Origin of the sequence: Natroniella acetigena, assembly GCF_023227745.1 — a bacterium.
Lineage (GTDB): Bacteria > Bacillota > Halanaerobiia > Halobacteroidales > Halobacteroidaceae > Natroniella > Natroniella acetigena.
Window position 1 is genome coordinate 1 of the sequence record NZ_JALKBX010000058.1, and the last position, 16,912, is coordinate 16,912.

The 16,912-nt window shown below is 33.7% G+C and carries 18 protein-coding genes; all 18 read right to left on the reverse strand.

All coding sequences use genetic code 11. The annotated features are described in order from the left end of the window. Positions 1-146: 146 nt before the first annotated feature. The 18 genes from rpmA to hemB all read right to left on the reverse strand — a co-directional run bounded on the left by rpmA (position 147) and on the right by hemB (position 16,759). Positions 147-446, reverse strand: coding sequence for a 50S ribosomal protein L27 (gene rpmA, locus MWH25_RS10780; RefSeq protein WP_248627660.1), 300 nt, complete (start codon positions 444-446; stop codon positions 147-149). A gap of 225 nt (positions 447-671) precedes the next feature. Next, positions 672-989 (reverse strand): ribosomal-processing cysteine protease Prp, encoded by a 318-nt coding sequence (locus tag MWH25_RS10785; RefSeq protein WP_248627661.1) that lies wholly within the window; start codon positions 987-989, stop codon positions 672-674. Further along, complete coding sequence (rplU, locus tag MWH25_RS10790; protein ID WP_248627662.1) at positions 989-1,300, reverse strand: 50S ribosomal protein L21; 312 nt, start codon at positions 1,298-1,300, stop codon at positions 989-991. The genes MWH25_RS10785 and rplU overlap by 1 nt, the downstream gene beginning before the upstream one ends. A gap of 173 nt (positions 1,301-1,473) precedes the next feature. Continuing rightward, complete coding sequence (locus MWH25_RS10795) at positions 1,474-3,150, reverse strand: Rne/Rng family ribonuclease (RefSeq protein ID WP_248627663.1); 1,677 nt, start codon at positions 3,148-3,150, stop codon at positions 1,474-1,476. A 155-nt stretch (positions 3,151-3,305) separates the two neighbouring features. Then, positions 3,306-4,181, reverse strand: a complete 876-nt coding sequence (locus MWH25_RS10800) for a site-2 protease family protein (RefSeq protein WP_248627664.1) — start codon at positions 4,179-4,181, stop codon at positions 3,306-3,308. Positions 4,182-4,262: 81 nt separating this feature from the next. Next, positions 4,263-5,402 (reverse strand): rod shape-determining protein RodA, encoded by a 1,140-nt coding sequence (gene rodA, locus MWH25_RS10805; protein WP_248627665.1) that lies wholly within the window; start codon positions 5,400-5,402, stop codon positions 4,263-4,265. Positions 5,403-5,445: 43 nt separating this feature from the next. After that, positions 5,446-5,709, reverse strand: a complete 264-nt coding sequence (gene minE, locus MWH25_RS10810; protein WP_248627666.1) for a cell division topological specificity factor MinE — start codon at positions 5,707-5,709, stop codon at positions 5,446-5,448. Positions 5,710-5,728: 19 nt separating this feature from the next. Further along, positions 5,729-6,520 (reverse strand): septum site-determining protein MinD, encoded by a 792-nt coding sequence (gene minD / locus MWH25_RS10815; protein WP_248627667.1) that lies wholly within the window; start codon positions 6,518-6,520, stop codon positions 5,729-5,731. A 15-nt stretch (positions 6,521-6,535) separates the two neighbouring features. After that, positions 6,536-7,144: a septum site-determining protein MinC gene (gene minC / locus MWH25_RS10820; protein ID WP_248627668.1), complete on the reverse strand. Its 609-nt coding sequence runs from the start codon at positions 7,142-7,144 to the stop codon at positions 6,536-6,538. A gap of 19 nt (positions 7,145-7,163) precedes the next feature. Then, entirely contained in the window at positions 7,164-8,999 is a 1,836-nt protein-coding gene (mrdA, locus tag MWH25_RS10825) for a penicillin-binding protein 2 (protein ID WP_248627669.1), read from the reverse strand. 63 nt (positions 9,000-9,062) lie between these two features. After that, positions 9,063-9,557 (reverse strand): rod shape-determining protein MreD, encoded by a 495-nt coding sequence (gene mreD / locus MWH25_RS10830; RefSeq protein ID WP_248627670.1) that lies wholly within the window; start codon positions 9,555-9,557, stop codon positions 9,063-9,065. After that, entirely contained in the window at positions 9,557-10,453 is an 897-nt protein-coding gene (mreC, locus tag MWH25_RS10835; RefSeq protein WP_248627671.1) for a rod shape-determining protein MreC, read from the reverse strand. Before mreC ends, mreD begins: the two co-directional genes overlap by 1 nt. Positions 10,454-10,496: 43 nt before the next feature. After that, positions 10,497-11,558, reverse strand: a complete 1,062-nt coding sequence (locus MWH25_RS10840) for a rod shape-determining protein (RefSeq protein WP_248627672.1) — start codon at positions 11,556-11,558, stop codon at positions 10,497-10,499. Positions 11,559-11,584: 26 nt separating this feature from the next. Further along, positions 11,585-12,268, reverse strand: a complete 684-nt coding sequence (gene radC / locus MWH25_RS10845) for a RadC family protein (protein WP_248627673.1) — start codon at positions 12,266-12,268, stop codon at positions 11,585-11,587. After that, on the reverse strand, positions 12,261-12,836 hold the full coding sequence (locus MWH25_RS10850; RefSeq protein ID WP_248627674.1) for a Maf family protein: 576 nt from the start codon (positions 12,834-12,836) through the stop codon (positions 12,261-12,263). The genes radC and MWH25_RS10850 overlap by 8 nt, the downstream gene beginning before the upstream one ends. A 186-nt stretch (positions 12,837-13,022) precedes the next feature. Further along, a complete protein-coding gene (locus MWH25_RS10855; protein ID WP_248627675.1) occupies positions 13,023-13,535 on the reverse strand; it encodes a Gx transporter family protein in 513 nt (170 codons plus the stop codon). A gap of 533 nt (positions 13,536-14,068) precedes the next feature. Beyond that, positions 14,069-15,361, reverse strand: coding sequence for a glutamate-1-semialdehyde 2,1-aminomutase (hemL, locus tag MWH25_RS10860; protein WP_248627676.1), 1,293 nt, complete (start codon positions 15,359-15,361; stop codon positions 14,069-14,071). A 420-nt stretch (positions 15,362-15,781) separates the two neighbouring features. Beyond that, positions 15,782-16,759: a porphobilinogen synthase gene (hemB, locus tag MWH25_RS10865; RefSeq protein ID WP_248627677.1), complete on the reverse strand. Its 978-nt coding sequence runs from the start codon at positions 16,757-16,759 to the stop codon at positions 15,782-15,784. Positions 16,760-16,912 lie beyond the last annotated feature (153 nt).

Consider the following 16,912-nt stretch of genomic DNA (forward strand, 5'->3'; position numbering starts at 1 on the left):
CTCAGAAAAAATCTTTCAGAACGAGAAATCTCCCTCATGGTTCTAAGCAAAAGTTACACATAATTGTAATTAAATTTGAATAACTATAAAACTAATCTAGAGTAAAATATAAAAACTCCCAGTAAATACTGGGAGTTTTTTGGCTACTAAGCCATTGCTTGAATTTGATCTTCAGTATAAACATTAACCTCTCGTTTGTCTCGTCCTCTTCGATCGAAGGACACATAACCATCCACTTTAGTGAATAGAGTATCATCTCCACCCCGACCTACATTCAATCCAGGATGGAATTTAGTACCACGTTGTCGAACAATAATACTACCTGCACTAATATATTGTCCGTCGTGGCTCTTTACTCCCAGTCGTTTAGAAATGCTATCACGACCATTTTTAGAACTACCGACTCCTTTTTTATTAGCGAACAATTGTAAGTTCATTTTAATCATTTCTTCCACCCCCTTCTATAATTCAGTTAATAGTTAATAATTAATAGTGAATAGTTAAATTCAAAACCTTTAAAAGTCCTAAAAGAAATTAAATTTTATCTATTCACTACCTCCGAGTTTTTATAAATCGAAAAACTCTCCGTGAGTCGCTGGCAACTATCGCTTTAAACCTGTAACTTCTTACTAGCAGCTCTTCTCTATTCGTTATTCATTGATTTTCCATATTCATTGTTTTATTTCGATATATTGCGAATAACTCTTTTCGGTCTCTTCTAATCCTGCCACCATTGTTTCTAAAATAGCCTTAACTTCAACATCTTGAGCTATTTTAGATTCTAGCTTACAACTTAACCAACCATCTTCTACTTCAACCTCAGGGTTTAATTTCAAATAATTAATTAATCCAAAGACAGCAGTCTGTAAAATTGCCGAAACTGCTGCACAGATAATATCCTCTCCTGAGGGAGCATAATCAGCATGTCCTTCAACAAAAAACTCAACAATATTTCCAACTTGATCGCGTTCAATATTAATTGTAATCACTATGCTTTAATGCTATCGATCTTTACTTTAGTATATGGTTGACGATGACCAGTCTTTTTACGATAATTATTCTTAGGCTTATACTTGAAAACGATTATTTTATCACCCTTAGTTTGAGCAACAACTTTAGCAGTTACAGTTGCATCTTCTACCGTTGGTTGACCAACGGTCAAACCATCCTCAGTTGATACAGCCTTAACTTGCTCAAATTCAACAGTTTCGCCCGGCTCTAAATCTAATTTTTCAACATAGACTTCTTGACCTTCTTCTACTTTATATTGCTTTCCACCTGTTTTAATAATTGCATACATGTCATTAACACCTCCTCTACCTCAGACTCGCCGATAACTAGGTAATCTCTTCTATAGAGATTTTAGACCCGCATCGTGCGGTTTTGGTAGTGGCTAAAACCAACCACTTACGAATATGAATTCTAACACAAAAATTTAATTCTGTCAAGCAAACGTTAAATTAAGATTGATAACTAATTAATAGTTTCTATAATCTTCGCTTGAGCATAGGTCTTAGTAACCTTTACAACTTTAACCTGAACTTTATTATCTACTTTACTTCCCCCATCTATAATATCAATAATATATCCTTTTAATCTAGCAATACCATCTTGTGAGCGATATAAATGCCGCTCTTCAACCTCTAAAAGTAATTCATCCCCAACTTCAACTGGTAAAGCCAACTTTTCAATCTCTTCCCTTGAACCAAATTTTAAAATATTTACTTTTTCTAAATGTAATTCTGGATTGCCTTTAATATAGATGTTTTTCTTTAATCTCTTTTCTAATTTTTCTAAATTCTTACCACCTAAACCAATCAACTTAGCAGCAATATTAGGATGCACTTCTAACAAAATGGCTTCCTTTTTCTTCTTCCACAATACTTCTCTAATTTTACGAATTGCTTGTATGACTATTGTATCCTCTGATAATATCTGCCCAGTACCTTGGCAGTAAGAACAATCTTGTTGTAAAAACTGACCAATTCTTTCCCTTTCCTTTTTGCGTGTCATCTCTACTAATCCTAATTTTGTCAACCCTAAAATATTAGTCTTTGTCTTATCCTGGGCCAATTTATTCTTTAAAACCTGCAATACCTTATCTTGATCTTGACTACTTTTCATATCTATAAAATCAATAATAATAATTCCACCAATATCCCTGAGACGTAGTTGCTTGCTAATTTCCCTTGCTGCTTCAATATTTGTCTTTACAATTGTCTGCTGTAAATTATCTTTCCCTACATATTTTCCTGTATTAACATCAACAGCAGTCAAGGCTTCAGTAGTATCAATCGTGATGTAGCCACCACAGTTCAACCAGACCTTACGTTCTAATAATTTCTCTATCTCTTCTTCAATATCATAATGATCAAAGATGGGTTTAGGATGATTATAGTAATAGATTCTTGACTTAAGTCGGGGAGAAATATAATCAACTAATTCTTCTACTTGATAATAGTCTTCTTTCGTATCCAAAATAAACTTATCAATTCGATCAGTAAAATTATCTCTGACTATCTGTTTGATTAAGTTTAAATCTTGATGTATTAACGCTGGAGCCTTAGAATTATTTGCTCCTTCATGTATATCATCCCAAATTTTAAGTAAAAAATTAAGATCATGTTTAATTTCTTGATTTGATTTATAAGCTGCTACCGTCCTAACAATAATTCCTTTATCAGCAGGGACAATATCTTGAGCTAATTGGCGTAACCTCTTTCTTTCTTCTTTATCTTCAATTCTTCTTGATACTCCAACATGGTTGACATAATTTAATAAAACTACATAGCGCCCTGGAAGATTTAATTTGCAAGTACCACGTGGTCCTTTAGACCCTAATGACTCTTTAGTTATCTGAATTAAAAGCTCTTGACCAGGCTCTAATAATTCCTCAATTCTCTTCTTCTGCTCTTTATTTGACAAAGGAAAGAGATCCTTAACATGTACAAAAACATTCTTTTCTAAACCTACATCTACAAAAGCTGATTGCATCCCGGGAAGGACATTTTCAACTTGACCTAAATAAATATTTCCTACTATTTGTTGGGAAAACTCCCTTTCAAATAAAATTTCTACTAATCTCCTATTTTCTAAAATAGCCACACGGGTTTCTAAGCCCTGAGCATTGACTACTATCTCCTTTCCCACATTATCCTTCCTTTCTTGCACTATCAATTATTTAATAACCTGCAATAGAGTAATAAATTATTTTTAATCCCTTAAATTAAGCACTTTAAATTGCTAGTTATAATTATTTTGTTATAAATCTTCGAAACTATGCTGAGCCAGTTTAAAAAAATAAATTAACTCTCTTGCTCTAATAAAGACTTAATCGGTAATCCCAATCCTTCCTCAACTAATTCATTAATTACTTGATCTTCTGTAACTAATCCTAAAATCTTTAAATCTGAGTCAACTACTAAAATAACATTAAAACGATTAGGTACTAATCGTTCAATGATATCTTTAAGAGGAGTATGCTGTTCAGTAACCAAATGTTCAACAGCTACTACTTTTTCAGTTAAAAATTGATTTTTCTTCTTAGCGATATATTCCATTAGTAAATAAGGGGTGTATTGCTTTTCTTTTACAGCAATAAAATAAATAAAAAAAGCAATTATTAATAATATAATATTAAATTCACCCAAATAAATCCCTATAACTGCTATCAGAGCAACACTGGCAGCTATAATTTTACTCAACCACAATACCTGTTTGGTTGCTTCTTTAAATCCAATTTTAGTTGTCAATTTGGCCCGTAAAACTCTTCCTCCATCTAAAGGCAGGGCAGGTATTAAATTAAATAATCCAATTGTTAAATTTAATCTAATTAAAAAAAGTCCCACATGCACTGAAATAATTTTATATCTGATTAATAATAAAACAATCAAACTTAAAATCAAATTAAATAATGGCCCTGCTAATGCTATTTTAATCTCAGTCTTCGGTTTTAATTGAATCAAATTAGCAAATTTAACTACTCCACCAAAGGGTAATAGCTCAACTTCATTAACTTTAACCCCTTCATTAACTGCTACTACTGAATGGGCCAACTCATGTAATAGAACAATTAAAAAGGTCAAAGATGCCTCATTAAATAATCCTGAAATAGAAAATAAAAATAATACCAATAAAAACAATAAATTTAATTTAAACTTTACCCCTTTTATTTTAAACAATTTATTGCCACCTTCTTTCATTATATAATAATTATTAATGGCAATAAATTAATATGCTACTTTTTGAAGTAGCATGCTGATTTAAAATAACATTTTCTTTCTTCTCATATTAATATTAATAATTAGACCTACTGCTAATAAACTAGTAATCATTGCACTTCCTCCATAACTTAAAAAAGGTAAAGGAATTCCTGTGACAGGCATAATACCAATTGTCATGCCTACATTTTCCAAAACATGGAATGCAAACATTGATAAAATTCCAACCACAACTAATCTACCAAACTCATCTTTAGCCTCTTCTGCAACTTTAATCCCTCGCCACAAAAGAATAAAATAGCAGAGTAAAGTAGCTCCTGCTCCTGCAAAACCTAATTCTTCTCCTAAGACTGAAAATATAAAATCAGTATGCCTTTCTGGTAAAAATCTGAGCTGATTTTGACTTCCTCCAAATAATCCCTTCCCCCATAATTGACCTGAACCAATTGCAATTTTAGATTGAATTAAATTGTAACCTGAACCCAATGGATCAAAATAAGGGTCGATAAAGACAAGTAATCTGTTTAATTGGTAGGTTTGTAATGGAATAGGAACTTCCCAATATAAATGAGTAGTTACCCAAACAATACTAGTAACTAAACCACCTAAACCAACCCCTAACAATAATTTAGGATTAGCTCCAGCAATATAAATCATTCCTACAAAAGTAGCCACTACCACTAAAGATGTTCCTAAATCATTTTGAGCTAAGATTAATAGAATTGGAATAGCAACATGAATAATTGGGACAATCAAACCTTTAATTTGACTGACATCATAATCCTCTTTAGCCAACAGATCGGCCAAAGTAATGATCACAGCCAATTTAGCTAACTCAGAAGGCTGAAAACTGATTAATCCAAACCTAATCCAGCGTTGGCCCCCACTAATACTTTGGCCCAAGACTAAAACAGATAATAACATCAAAATATTACCAACATAAATCACTTTAGAATAATTCCGCAAAGCCCTATAATCGAAAAATAGACTGAATATTAAACCTACAGAACCAATTAAGATCGAAGCACTATGTCTTTGCAAAAAAGGGTTTTCCAAAAAAGCAGCACCATTAATAAAAGTAGCACTCCTAATTAAAGTTACTCCAATAATAACTAATACTATAACAGTTAAAGGAATTAAATAGTCGATTTGTTTGATTAATTTATTCACAAAGCCTTTCACTCCCCCTTGGGTTAATGGAGTAGTCACTTTAAACTTGCTAGCATTATCTTTTCTTCAAGTGCTTAACAGGAATATTAGCTACTAATGCTACAGAATTCTCCTGTCTATCTAATTCCATTTCTAAACCAGATTCATCAATCTCTAAATATTTAGAAATCACCTCGATTAATTCTTCCTTCATATCCTCAATTACTTCTGGTGAAACTCCTATTCGATCATGAACTAAGACCAACCTCAATCTTTCTTTTGCTAAATCTTTACTTTGTAGTTCATCTTTATTGAACATCCCTTTCATTAACTCTATCACACTTTAATCCTCCCCAACTCTATTTTAAACCAACAAATCGCTTCAAACGATCAACAACCCCTTCTTCTAATGACATTAATGGAACATCTTCTCCTTCTAATCGTTTAGTAATATTCCAAAAAGCCTGTCCTGCTTGGGCACTTTCAGTTAAAATAATTGGTTCTCCAGTATTAGTAGAAACAACAATTCTTTCGTCTTCAGGAACAATTCCCAGTAATTGAATTGCTAAAATTTCAACCATATCCTCAATATTCATCATATTTCCCCGCCTCATCATATCAATTCTCACTCGATTGATAATCAATTCAGGGTCAGATAACCCTTCAGCTTCTAACATACCAACAATTCTATCTGCATCTCTAACCGCTGAAACTTCAGGGGTAGTTACTACAATTGCCTCATCTGCCCCTGCAATTGCATTTTTAAACCCTTGTTCTATTCCTGCTGGGGAATCTATAATTACATAATCAAACTCTTTTTTCAACTGAGCAATCAATTCTCCCATCTGCTTCGGACTAACAGCAGTTTTGTCTCGAGTTTGAGCAGCAGGTAATAAATATAAACTACTATATCTCTTATCTTTAATTAAAGCTTGTTCCTGCCTACATTTTTTCTCTACTACATCTACAATATCATAAACAATTCTATTTTCCAATCCTAACACTACATCTAAATTACGCAAACCAATATCAGCATCTATTAAGGCCACTTTTTTACCAAATTTAGCTAACCCTGTTCCTAAATTAGCAACAGTAGTGGTCTTTCCTACACCACCTTTACCTGACGTAACAACATATACTTTGCCATCCACTAAACTTCCCCCCCTCTACTTTCTTAAATAATCAATTTCAATCTTTCCATCTTTTATATAAGCAATCTCTGGAGTATCAGGAGAATTAACAAAACCATCTGGAGCTCTACTGATGTGATCTGCAATTCTTAATTGTGTTGGCTCTAAACGAAAAGCAGAAATAGTAGCATCGCCCTTACCATTAACCCCACAATGTGCTATACCACGAATCACTCCCATTACAATTATATCTCCCCCAGCTACAACTTCAGCACCGGGGTTTACATCACCTTGAATTACAATATTTCCTGCAAAAGAAACTGATTGACCAGATCTAATTGTTCGTTTAATTAATAATGTATCTTCTTGTTGAGATGTTTTAAAATTAGTTTCATCATTGATAAATTCAATTACAGAGAAATCTAGCTCTTTTTTAAATACCTCAACTAACTTTTTCTTCTCAGTAATAGATAAGGATCTAGTTCCTAATTTAATTCTAGCAATCAAATCATCATTAAAAAAATTACCCGCTCGTTCAAATTTATCTTTCAGTTCAGCTATTAGCTTAGAAAAATCAAGTTGATCATCTAAAATGATAATCAACCCTTCTAAATCTCCTTTGAAGACAACTCCATTACTTCCCATCTTCTTTCCTCCTACAAAATTAACCTTCCTTATCTTCAATATCTACATCTTCCAAATCAAAATACTCTTGCATTATCCCTTCAACTATAGGAAGAGTATTCCCACTAGAAATTCCATACTCAAGAAAGACAACTATTGAAATTTCTGGATCATCCGCCGGTGCATAACCACCAAACCAACCGTGGTTAGGGTTATTTCTACCTGTTTGGGCTGTTCCTGTCTTACCTGCTAAAGAAATCGGCATTTCTACAAAATTATTTCTAGCAGTTCCATAAGTTATAACCCCTTCTAACCCTTCCTTAATTGTAGCTATTGTCTCTTCAGACAAAGATAACTCAGTTATTAACTCAGGTTCTATTTCCCTAACTACATTCCCATCTTGCTCAACAACCTTGTCTGCTAATGATGGTCGATAAATCTTGCCATCATTTGCTATAGCATTCATTACATTAATTAATTGAATTGGAGATACCCTTAAATTCCCTTGACCAATCGATAAATTAATTGTATAGCCAGGGTACCAAATTCTATCTTCTATACTTTGAAAATAATTTCTACGCCAATCTGGATCTGGAACTAATCCTTCTGCTTCATTCTTTAAATCAATACCTGTTTTTTCTCCCAAGCCAAATTGGCGAGCATACCATTGTAAAATAGTTTGATCTTGTTTATACAGTTCATGTCCTAATTCGTAATATACTGTATTGTTAGACCAAGCCAAGCTATCTACAAAGTCTATTTCTCCTTGTCCAGCTGAATACCAATTGCCAAATCTAGTCCCAGCTAGTTCATAATAACCAGGATCATAAAACTTATCATCACCACTGATCCCTAATTCTTCTAACGCAGCTGCTGCAGTTACTATTTTAAAGACAGAAGCTGGAGGAGCACTGGTATTAACTACTCTATTCAAGAGTGGTCTTCCAATATCAGTAGCAAGGTGCTCCCAATCTGTTCTTGAAATTCCCGTCGAAAACAAATTAGGGTTATAATCAGGAAAGCTGCTCATTGCTAAGACATCACCATTTTTAGGATTAGTTACAATAACTGCTCCACCAATCGGCGGATGTTCTTCATCCTCAAGCTCCTCTTTAATCGCTCTGATTTTGTTTGCTAGTAATTCTTCCGTTGTCTGCTGTAATTGATAATCAATATTTAAGATTAAATCATCTCCTGGTGCTGGTTCTTCAACCCCTAAGACCCTCAATTGTTGTCCCAGACTATTGACCTCTACCTGTTGCCTTCCTCTTTCCCCTCGCAAGTAATCTTCATAAATCAATTCCAAGCCTGTCTTTCCTAAGATATCGCCTGTTCTATATCCTTGTTCCTTTAAATTACTCAATTCATTAGCAGATATTTCCCCAACATATCCTAAAACATGGCTGGCCAAATTATCATTGACATACTTTCTCATTGGAATTTTTTCTATAATTAACCCTGGAATTTGCTCTTTATTCTCTTGTAATATAATTAGCTCTTCCTGACTTATATTCCTTTTTAATCTCACCAATTTATCAGTTTGATTATCAATAACCTTTTCCTTCAATTCCTCTTTGTCCATTTCTAAAATTCGCTCTAACATTTCTAAAACATAATCCAGTTCATTAACTTCATCAGGAATCAAAGAAACAGTATAGGTTAATTCATTCGAAACTAATACTTCTCCAGTTTGATCATAAATTTTTCCTCGTGGGGCACTGATCGAAAGAATAGAAGTTCTATTACCTTCTGATAACCTTTTATAACTTTCTCCACTATGAATTTGAAGATAATAAAGTTGGGCAAATAAAACCACAAAAATCAAGACTATTATTATTGTAAAGTGAAATAATCTTCGTTCACTATCATTTTTCACTTGATTTTCCTCCTGTTATACCAATTCAAAAACATAATTCTAAATGTTGAAAATAAACTCAAGTTATAAATTAATATCTGTTAAATAAGAATCAACCTTATAAACAAACGGATAAATGATTAAAGTTATTCCAGCATTTAAAATGGCTAAGGGAAGAATTACCCCTTCCACTGCCTGCTCTAAAGTAACAAACCTCAATAAATAGTTGCTAAATAAAATAACGAATATCTGATTAACAACAGTTGCACAAAATAATACTAAAGGAGGTAGTAATAAGCTATCCTGATAAACCTCTTTTTTCAAAATACCAACTGAGAAACCAACTATAGTCTTAACAATAATATTAATCCCAAATAATCCTCCTGAAAACAAATCCTGCAAAAATCCAGCTAAAAATCCAGCTACTCCACCAGCCGTTTTCCCATGATTAATAGATAAAATCATTACTATGATCAACAAAAAATCAGGAGTTATTTGCCCCACTAAACCCCTTGAAAAAACCAATGCTTGACAAACAAAAAAGAACAATCCAAAAATTATATAAAACAGATAGATCATCACTCTACCTCCTTCTGCTCATTAAATTCAGGATAATTATCAGAAGTAGGTGATAATAAATCAGTTTTAGTGCTAAAATCAGTAATTACTAATACCTTTTCAAGTTTAGTCAAATCTGCAAAGGAATCAATTTCTGCTTTTTGGGTTAAGCCATAATTATCAGGGCTAACTGACATAACTTTTCCAAGTGATAATCCACGTGGATAATGTTCAGATAAGCCCGAGGTAACAATTATATCATCTTCCTCAATATCTGCATCCCAGGCTAAATCCTCCATAAGTAATTTTTCATCTTCAAGTTGACCCTTAACAACTCCTAAATCCCGGGAATCATCCCTTTGCACTAAGCCACCAATTACAAAAGTAGGATCACTTAATAATAAAACCTGAGCAGTACGATTAGTAACCCGATTAATTCGCCCTACTAAATAACCATTCTCAGCTATCACAAGCATATTACGTCTAACACCGTCTCTTTTTCCTTGATCAATCATCACAGTCTTTGACCAGTTATCAGCCCCGTGACTAATTACACTTGCTCCCACTAAATCATAAGGTACATACTCTTTGAAGTTTAAAAGTTCCCTGAATTTCTGATTTTGAGCCATTATTTTTTCCAATTTATTCTGATAATAATTTAAATCTTTAATTTTTTGCCTTAATTCTTCATTTTCTTCTTTTACTTGCTGGTACTTTAAAACTACCTTCGTTGAATCTTCAAGCCAGTTTTGAACAGAGTTGATTATTCTAAAACTAGGAGTGATTAAATCAACTATCACTCCCTCAACCAAATTATAATCTTTATCTAAACTGGCTACATTAATAATTCTGATCAAAATTAATAAGAGTACAAGTAATACAAATAATTTTTGATATTTCTTTATGAAATTTAACACCGTTACCACCCAATTTATTAAATTACTTCTCTTACACTTTCTCTTAAGATAGACGTTTAGGGGTAATTAAGACATCTTTCAAATTATTCAATTCCTCCAATACTTTTCCTGTTCCATAGACTACACAATCTAATGGTTCATCAGCCAAATAAACAGGCATACCTGTCTCTCCAGAAATTAATTGATCTAGCCCTGTTAATAAAGAACCTCCACCCGCCATTACAATTCCTCGATCCATAATATCAGCAGATAACTCAGGAGGAGTATTCTCTAACGTACTCTTTACCGAACGCACAATATCATTAACCGGCTCTTTTAAAGCATCTTGTATCTCTCCAGCACTAACTTCAATTGTTTTAGGCAACCCATTAACCAAATCCCGCCCTCTAATCTCATAGACTTCTTCTGCTTTTTGATCACTTTCAGAAGCAAAGTAAGCAGAACCAATTTCAGTCTTAATCTCTTCTGCTGTTCTTTCTCCTATCATTAAGTTATAACTATTTCTAATATAATGAACTATTGCTCCATCCATATCATCTCCACCAACTCTAATTGAATCTTTGGTTACAATTCCACCTAAAGAGATTACTGCTACTTCTGTTGTTCCACCACCAATATCAACAATCATATTTCCGGTTGGTTCATGCACGGGCAAATTAGCCCCTATCGCAGCAGCCATTGGCTCTTCAATCAGATAAGCCTCTCTAGCTCCAGCATGTAAAGCCGCATCAATAACTGCCCTTTTTTCTACTTCTGTAACTCCAGAAGGAACGCAGACTACAATTCTAGGTCTTACTAATCTTTTTCTTTTATGAGCTTTAGTAATAAAATACTTTAACATTTTTTCTGTTACTTCAAAATCAGCAATAACTCCATCTTTCATAGGACGAACAGCCATAATATTACCTGGGGTTCTTCCAATCATATTTTTCGCATCATTTCCTACAGCCAAAACTCCTTCTTTAGAATTATTATTTTGAATCGCCACTACTGATGGTTCACGAATTAGAACCCCCTTCCCTCTAATATAAACCAATGTATTAGCAGTTCCTAAATCTATCCCCATATCTCTGGAAAATGGTGCAGTTAAAAAATTTAATACCATGATCTATTCCCCTTTCAATAGCAAGTTTAAAATAAATTTTTGCCTTTCAAACTAAAGTAATCATCAACACCAATAATTAAATGATCTAATACTTCAATTCCAACTAATTCTCCCACTTGAACTAATCTCTTTGTAACTTCTATATCTTCTTGACTAGGTCTTACATCTCCACTAGGATGATTATGAGCTAATATAATTGCTGCACTACTTTTTTTAATTGCAGGGCGAAAAACTTCTCTTGGATGCACGATTGAATTATTCAACGTTCCTTTAAAAATTTCTCTAACTCCAATAATCTCATTTTTAGTATTTAATAAAACAATTTGAAAGCTTTCTTGGTGAAAATCTTTTAATTTAGGTATCATAAATTGAGCAATATCTTCAGGCGAACTAATCTTAGTCAAGTCAGAATGAGTACTGATTAATCTTTTACTCAATTCTGCTACAGCTTTCAACTGGCTAGCTTTAGCTAAACCAATCCCTTTTATTTGCTGTAACTCTTCAATACTTAAATCTACCAAACACTTAATACCTTCACAAACAGTCAGTAGTTTATTAGCTAAATCTAATGCTGTTCTTTTTTTAGAACCTGTTCTTAAGATCAGGGCCAACAATTCCGCAGTAGATAAGGTAGTTGCTCCATACTTAACCAATTTTTCTCGTGGTCGCTCCTCACTAGGCATATCCTTAATCGTTAAATAATTATCCATTTAAACTAAACTTCACTCCTAACTCTGTTAACATCCTTCTTAAATTATACAATGATAATCCTATTACATTATAAAAACAACCATTAATCTCTTTAACAAATACTGCTCCTAAACCTTGAATCCCATAACTTCCTGCTTTATCGAACGGTTCTCCTGTAGCTATATATTCTTCTATCTCTTGAACAGTTAACTCTTTAAAATTTACCGTTGTTGTTTGGTAATCAGTCAAACTCTGTTGAGTTGTCATAACTGTAACTCCAGTCAAAACCTGATGCTTTTGCCCACTTAACTTAGTTAACATTCGATGAGCCTCTTCAAAATCTTTAGGTTTACCTAAAATCTCTCGGTTTATACTAACTACTGTATCAGCAGCAATAACTACTTCATTCTGACCATCAATCACATCTTCTGCCTTTAAAAATGATAATTTTTGTACTAATTTAGCTGGTTTATCTTCTTTAACCTTCTTTTCATCTATCCCACTCGGTCTAACTTCAAATTCAACTCCTAATTTACTCAATAGTTTTCTTCGTCGCGGAGAAGAGGAAGCTAAGATAACCTTTTCCATTAATAATTCCTCCAATCCATAATGATTTATAGAAACGAAGTGACCTTTAATTCTAGTCTAAGGCTAAAATTAAGGTTAAGCAAAACGAACAAACATAAACTAATAAAAATTTTATCCACAACCTCTAAAAAGCATAATTTCCTTAATAATAAAAATCTACTCCATTTACTAATTAACTTTAAAACCCTACTTTTTGCTCAAGTCAAATTCTAGATAATTACTTAATTTAATCACAACCAATCCAACAAAAATTCCTGTCGGCAATGATAATAATAATAAATAAGGTAGATAAAATATCAAACGCCAATTATTAATTATAATACTGGCCATTACTACCTGTCCAAAATTATGAAATGCTGCACCTAAGACACTGATCCCTATTATACTAAATTTATATGAGTAAAAGTAATAAGCAAACCCCATAACAAGAAGGCTAAGTAATCCTCCTGTTAGGCTTAAAAAAAAACTGATACTGAAAAAAGTACCAATTAATAGTGACGATAAAAATATTCTTAACGTTATAACTGTAATAGCACTCTTGAATCCAAAATATAATAAAACAAATAATGTGATTATATTAGCTAAACCAAGTTTGGCCCCAGGAATAACTAAAAAAGCAGGCAACATTACTTCCACAATATGTAAAACAATTGCTCCTGCTACTAATAATGATAAAGTTAACTGCTTTTTTAATTTCATACTAAACCTCTCTTTCATTATTATAACAAACTTACCTATTTTATAAACACTAAATTTGACTTTAATTTATATTTTTATTCCCTAAGCTCATCTGCTATCAATAATTAATAACCGCGACTTTACAATACTTAAGGGAAAACTCACATTATTTAGTTTATCATTTTTAAGGAATAAAGACAAGCCTTTTAATTTTTCATCTCAAAGAAATAAAAGGTAAGTCTCCTAAGGAGACTTACCTTTTATTTAAAAGTCACGTGCGCCAACCTAATATTGATATAAAGTGGCACTTTGCCACTTTATATCAGTGTACAGTTTACGGTTTACAGTTGACAGTTAAAACCCCAAATTCAAAATCACTCTAATCTTCTAAAAATAAAACTTTTAGGGTGCTTAAGTTCTTAAGGTCTTGATCTTATAACTGTACACTGTTAACTGTAAACTATATTGTGGCACTAAAAGTGCCACAATATTGTAATAAAATTACACTTTCCTCTTTAGTTCATCAGGATTTAGCTTAATTTAGTACATATAAGTTAAAAGCAATCTCGCTTTACTTCCTTTAATGCTTTATAATTAGCTTCAATTGTAAACTCTAGTTCTTGATCAGTATGGACCAACGAAACAAAGTTGGCTTCAAACTGAGAAGGAGGCAAATAAACCCCTTGCTCTAGCATCTTCTGAAAATAAAGAGCAAAAGCATCAGTATCACACTGCTTAACATCCTGATAATTAGTCACTTCAGTTGGATTAAAGAAGAGACAGACCATTGAACCGACCCGTGATATAGTAGCAGGAATCTCTAACTTCTCAATATTGGTCTTAATACCTGCTGCTAACTTACTTGCTTTCTCTTCTAACTCTTCATAAACTTCACCTTGCAGTAATAATCTCAACGTCTCTGCCCCAGCAGCCATTGCCAAAGGATTACCTGACAAGGTCCCTGCTTGATAGACTGGTCCTTCAGGAGCTACATGGCTCATAATCTCTACTTTACCACCATACGCACCAACAGGTAGACCTCCTCCAATTATCTTACCAAATGTCGTCAAATCAGGCTCAATACCATAAAGCTCTTGAGCTCCACCATAAGCTAATCTAAACCCAGTCATTACCTCATCAAAGATCAAGACTGCTCCATAATCATCAGTCAGCTCTCTTAAACCTTCTAAATACCCATCCTGTGGAGCAATAACCCCCATATTGCCAGTTACAGGCTCTAAAATAACCCCTGCAATTTCAGAACCATACTCTGCAAAGATAGCTTCAACTGCTGCCAAGTCATTATACGGAGCAATAAGCGTCTCCTGAGCAACATTAGCTGGTACCCCTGGAGTACTAGGAATCCCTAAAGTAGTCAACCCTGAACCAGCATCAATCAATAAACTATCACCATGCCCATGATAACAACCTTCTAGCTTAAGAATCTTATCTCGACCAGTATAACCTCTAGCCAATCTAATAGCACTCATTGTTGCTTCTGTACCTGAATTGACCATCCGTACTTTATCAATCGAAGCAATATTATCTACAATCAAGCTCGCTAACTCTGTTTCAATCTCAGTCGGTGCTCCAAAGCTAGTCCCTTTTTGGATCTGTGCTTCTAAAGCTTCAACAACTTGAGGATGATTATAACCTAAGATCATTGGTCCCCAAGAACCAACATAATCGATATATTCATTACCATCAACATCATAGATCTTTGAACCTTGGCCCTTCTCAATAAATAATGGATCGCTATCAACAGCACTAAAAGCCCGTGCTGGACTATTTACTCCCCCAGGAATAACCTCCTGAGCTCCCTTAAAATACTTTTCTGATTTTTCCATAATAACACCCCCACTTAAAAGCATAGTGCTCTCAGCTAAATTAAAGCCTGTTATTACAATGCTTCGCAGATAACTAAATTTCTCTGCCCTCCGCCTAATTGACAATTGATAGTTTACAATTGACAATTAAATTCAAAACCATACAATCAAAACAATAAAACCATCAAGATCTGCAAGATATTATCCACTAAACATTCTTATTTACAATATTTTCTTTTAGCTGAGAGTACTCAAGCAATTAATAGTTAATAATTATAACTAATAGTTAAAACCTTTGAAACCAATTTCATTAATTTTAAGTTTAAGGTTAAGTCTAAGTTTAAGTAAGATCTAAACCCTTATGCTTTTAACGGTTGGCTTAGACTCAACCTCAGCCTTAAACTTAAGCTATTTGTAATTAAGCTTTTGATCTTCAACTATTCAATATTCAATATTCAATATCTTTGCTACGTCTTTTGCATAATAAGTGATAATAATCTCAGCCCCTGCCCGTTTGATACTTGTCAGCATCTCCAAGACAACTTCTTCTTCATTGATCCAGCCCTTTTCTGCTGCTGCTTTAATCATCGCAAATTCACCACTGACATTATAAGCAGCAAGTGGAGTATTGAAGTTGTCTTTGGCCCGTCTGATAATATCAAGATAAGATAAGGCAGGCTTGACCATGATAATATCTGCTCCTTCTTCCAAATCAAGTTCAATCTCTGTCAATGCTTCATCACTATTAGCTGGATCCATCTGATAAGAGCTTCTATCTCCCTCACCAGGAGCAGAATGGGCTGCATCACGAAATGGCCCATAAAAAGCTGAAGAATACTTAGCAGCATAAGACATAATCGCCACTTCTTGATAGCCTTCTTGATCTAATCTTTCTCTAATTGCTCGTATCCGTCCATCCATCATATCAGAAGGTGCTACCATATCAGCACCTGCTTGAATATGGGATAAAGCAACCTTAGCCAAATTATCTAATGTTGGATCATTATTTACAGTTCCATCCTCTAAAATACCACAATGACCATGACTAGTATACTGGCATAAACAGACATCTGTAATTACTAATAGTTCTGGATACTTTTCTTTGATTGCTCGACAAGCCCGCTGCACAATCCCATCTTCTAACCAGGCACTAGAACCTACTTCATCCTTGTACTTCGGAATCCCAAATAAAATAACTCCTGCAACTTCAGCTTGAATCAATTCTGCAACCTCATCAAGTAATAAGTCTAATGATAAATGATAATTACCTGGCAAAGAAGAAATCTCTTCCTTCACCTCTTCACCATTGACTACAAATAATGGTTGAATCAGATCATCAGTACTTAACTTTGTTTCTCTGACTAAATCTCTGATCGCTTGTGTCCGCCTCAAACGGCGTGGTCGTCTGATTAAATCCATTCTCCCCCTCCTTCATATAGCTAATTTACAATGTACAGTCATGTACATCAACTTAATAGATAGTTTTCTAATTATCTTACTTTTTATTGATATATAGTTTCACTTTTAAAATTAAAATCTGCAACCAATAAACTTCAAAATCAGTTTCGAGAG

Coding starts and splice junctions, on each gene's coding strand:
- rpmA (WP_248627660.1), bottom strand. CDS start 446: ATGATTAAAATGAACTTACAATTGTTCGCTAATAAAAAAGGAGTCGGT.
- rplU (WP_248627662.1), bottom strand. CDS start 1,300: ATGTATGCAATTATTAAAACAGGTGGAAAGCAATATAAAGTAGAAGAA.
- minC (WP_248627668.1), bottom strand. CDS start 7,144: ATGGGAAGTAATGGAGTTGTCTTCAAAGGAGATTTAGAAGGGTTGATT.
- mreD (WP_248627670.1), bottom strand. CDS start 9,557: ATGATCTATCTGTTTTATATAATTTTTGGATTGTTCTTTTTTGTTTGT.
- MWH25_RS10840 (WP_248627672.1), bottom strand. CDS start 11,558: ATGGTATTAAATTTTTTAACTGCACCATTTTCCAGAGATATGGGGATA.
- radC (WP_248627673.1), bottom strand. CDS start 12,268: ATGGATAATTATTTAACGATTAAGGATATGCCTAGTGAGGAGCGACCA.
- MWH25_RS10850 (WP_248627674.1), bottom strand. CDS start 12,836: ATGGAAAAGGTTATCTTAGCTTCCTCTTCTCCGCGACGAAGAAAACTA.
- MWH25_RS10855 (WP_248627675.1), bottom strand. CDS start 13,535: ATGAAATTAAAAAAGCAGTTAACTTTATCATTATTAGTAGCAGGAGCA.
- hemL (WP_248627676.1), bottom strand. CDS start 15,361: ATGGAAAAATCAGAAAAGTATTTTAAGGGAGCTCAGGAGGTTATTCCT.
- hemB (WP_248627677.1), bottom strand. CDS start 16,759: ATGGATTTAATCAGACGACCACGCCGTTTGAGGCGGACACAAGCGATC.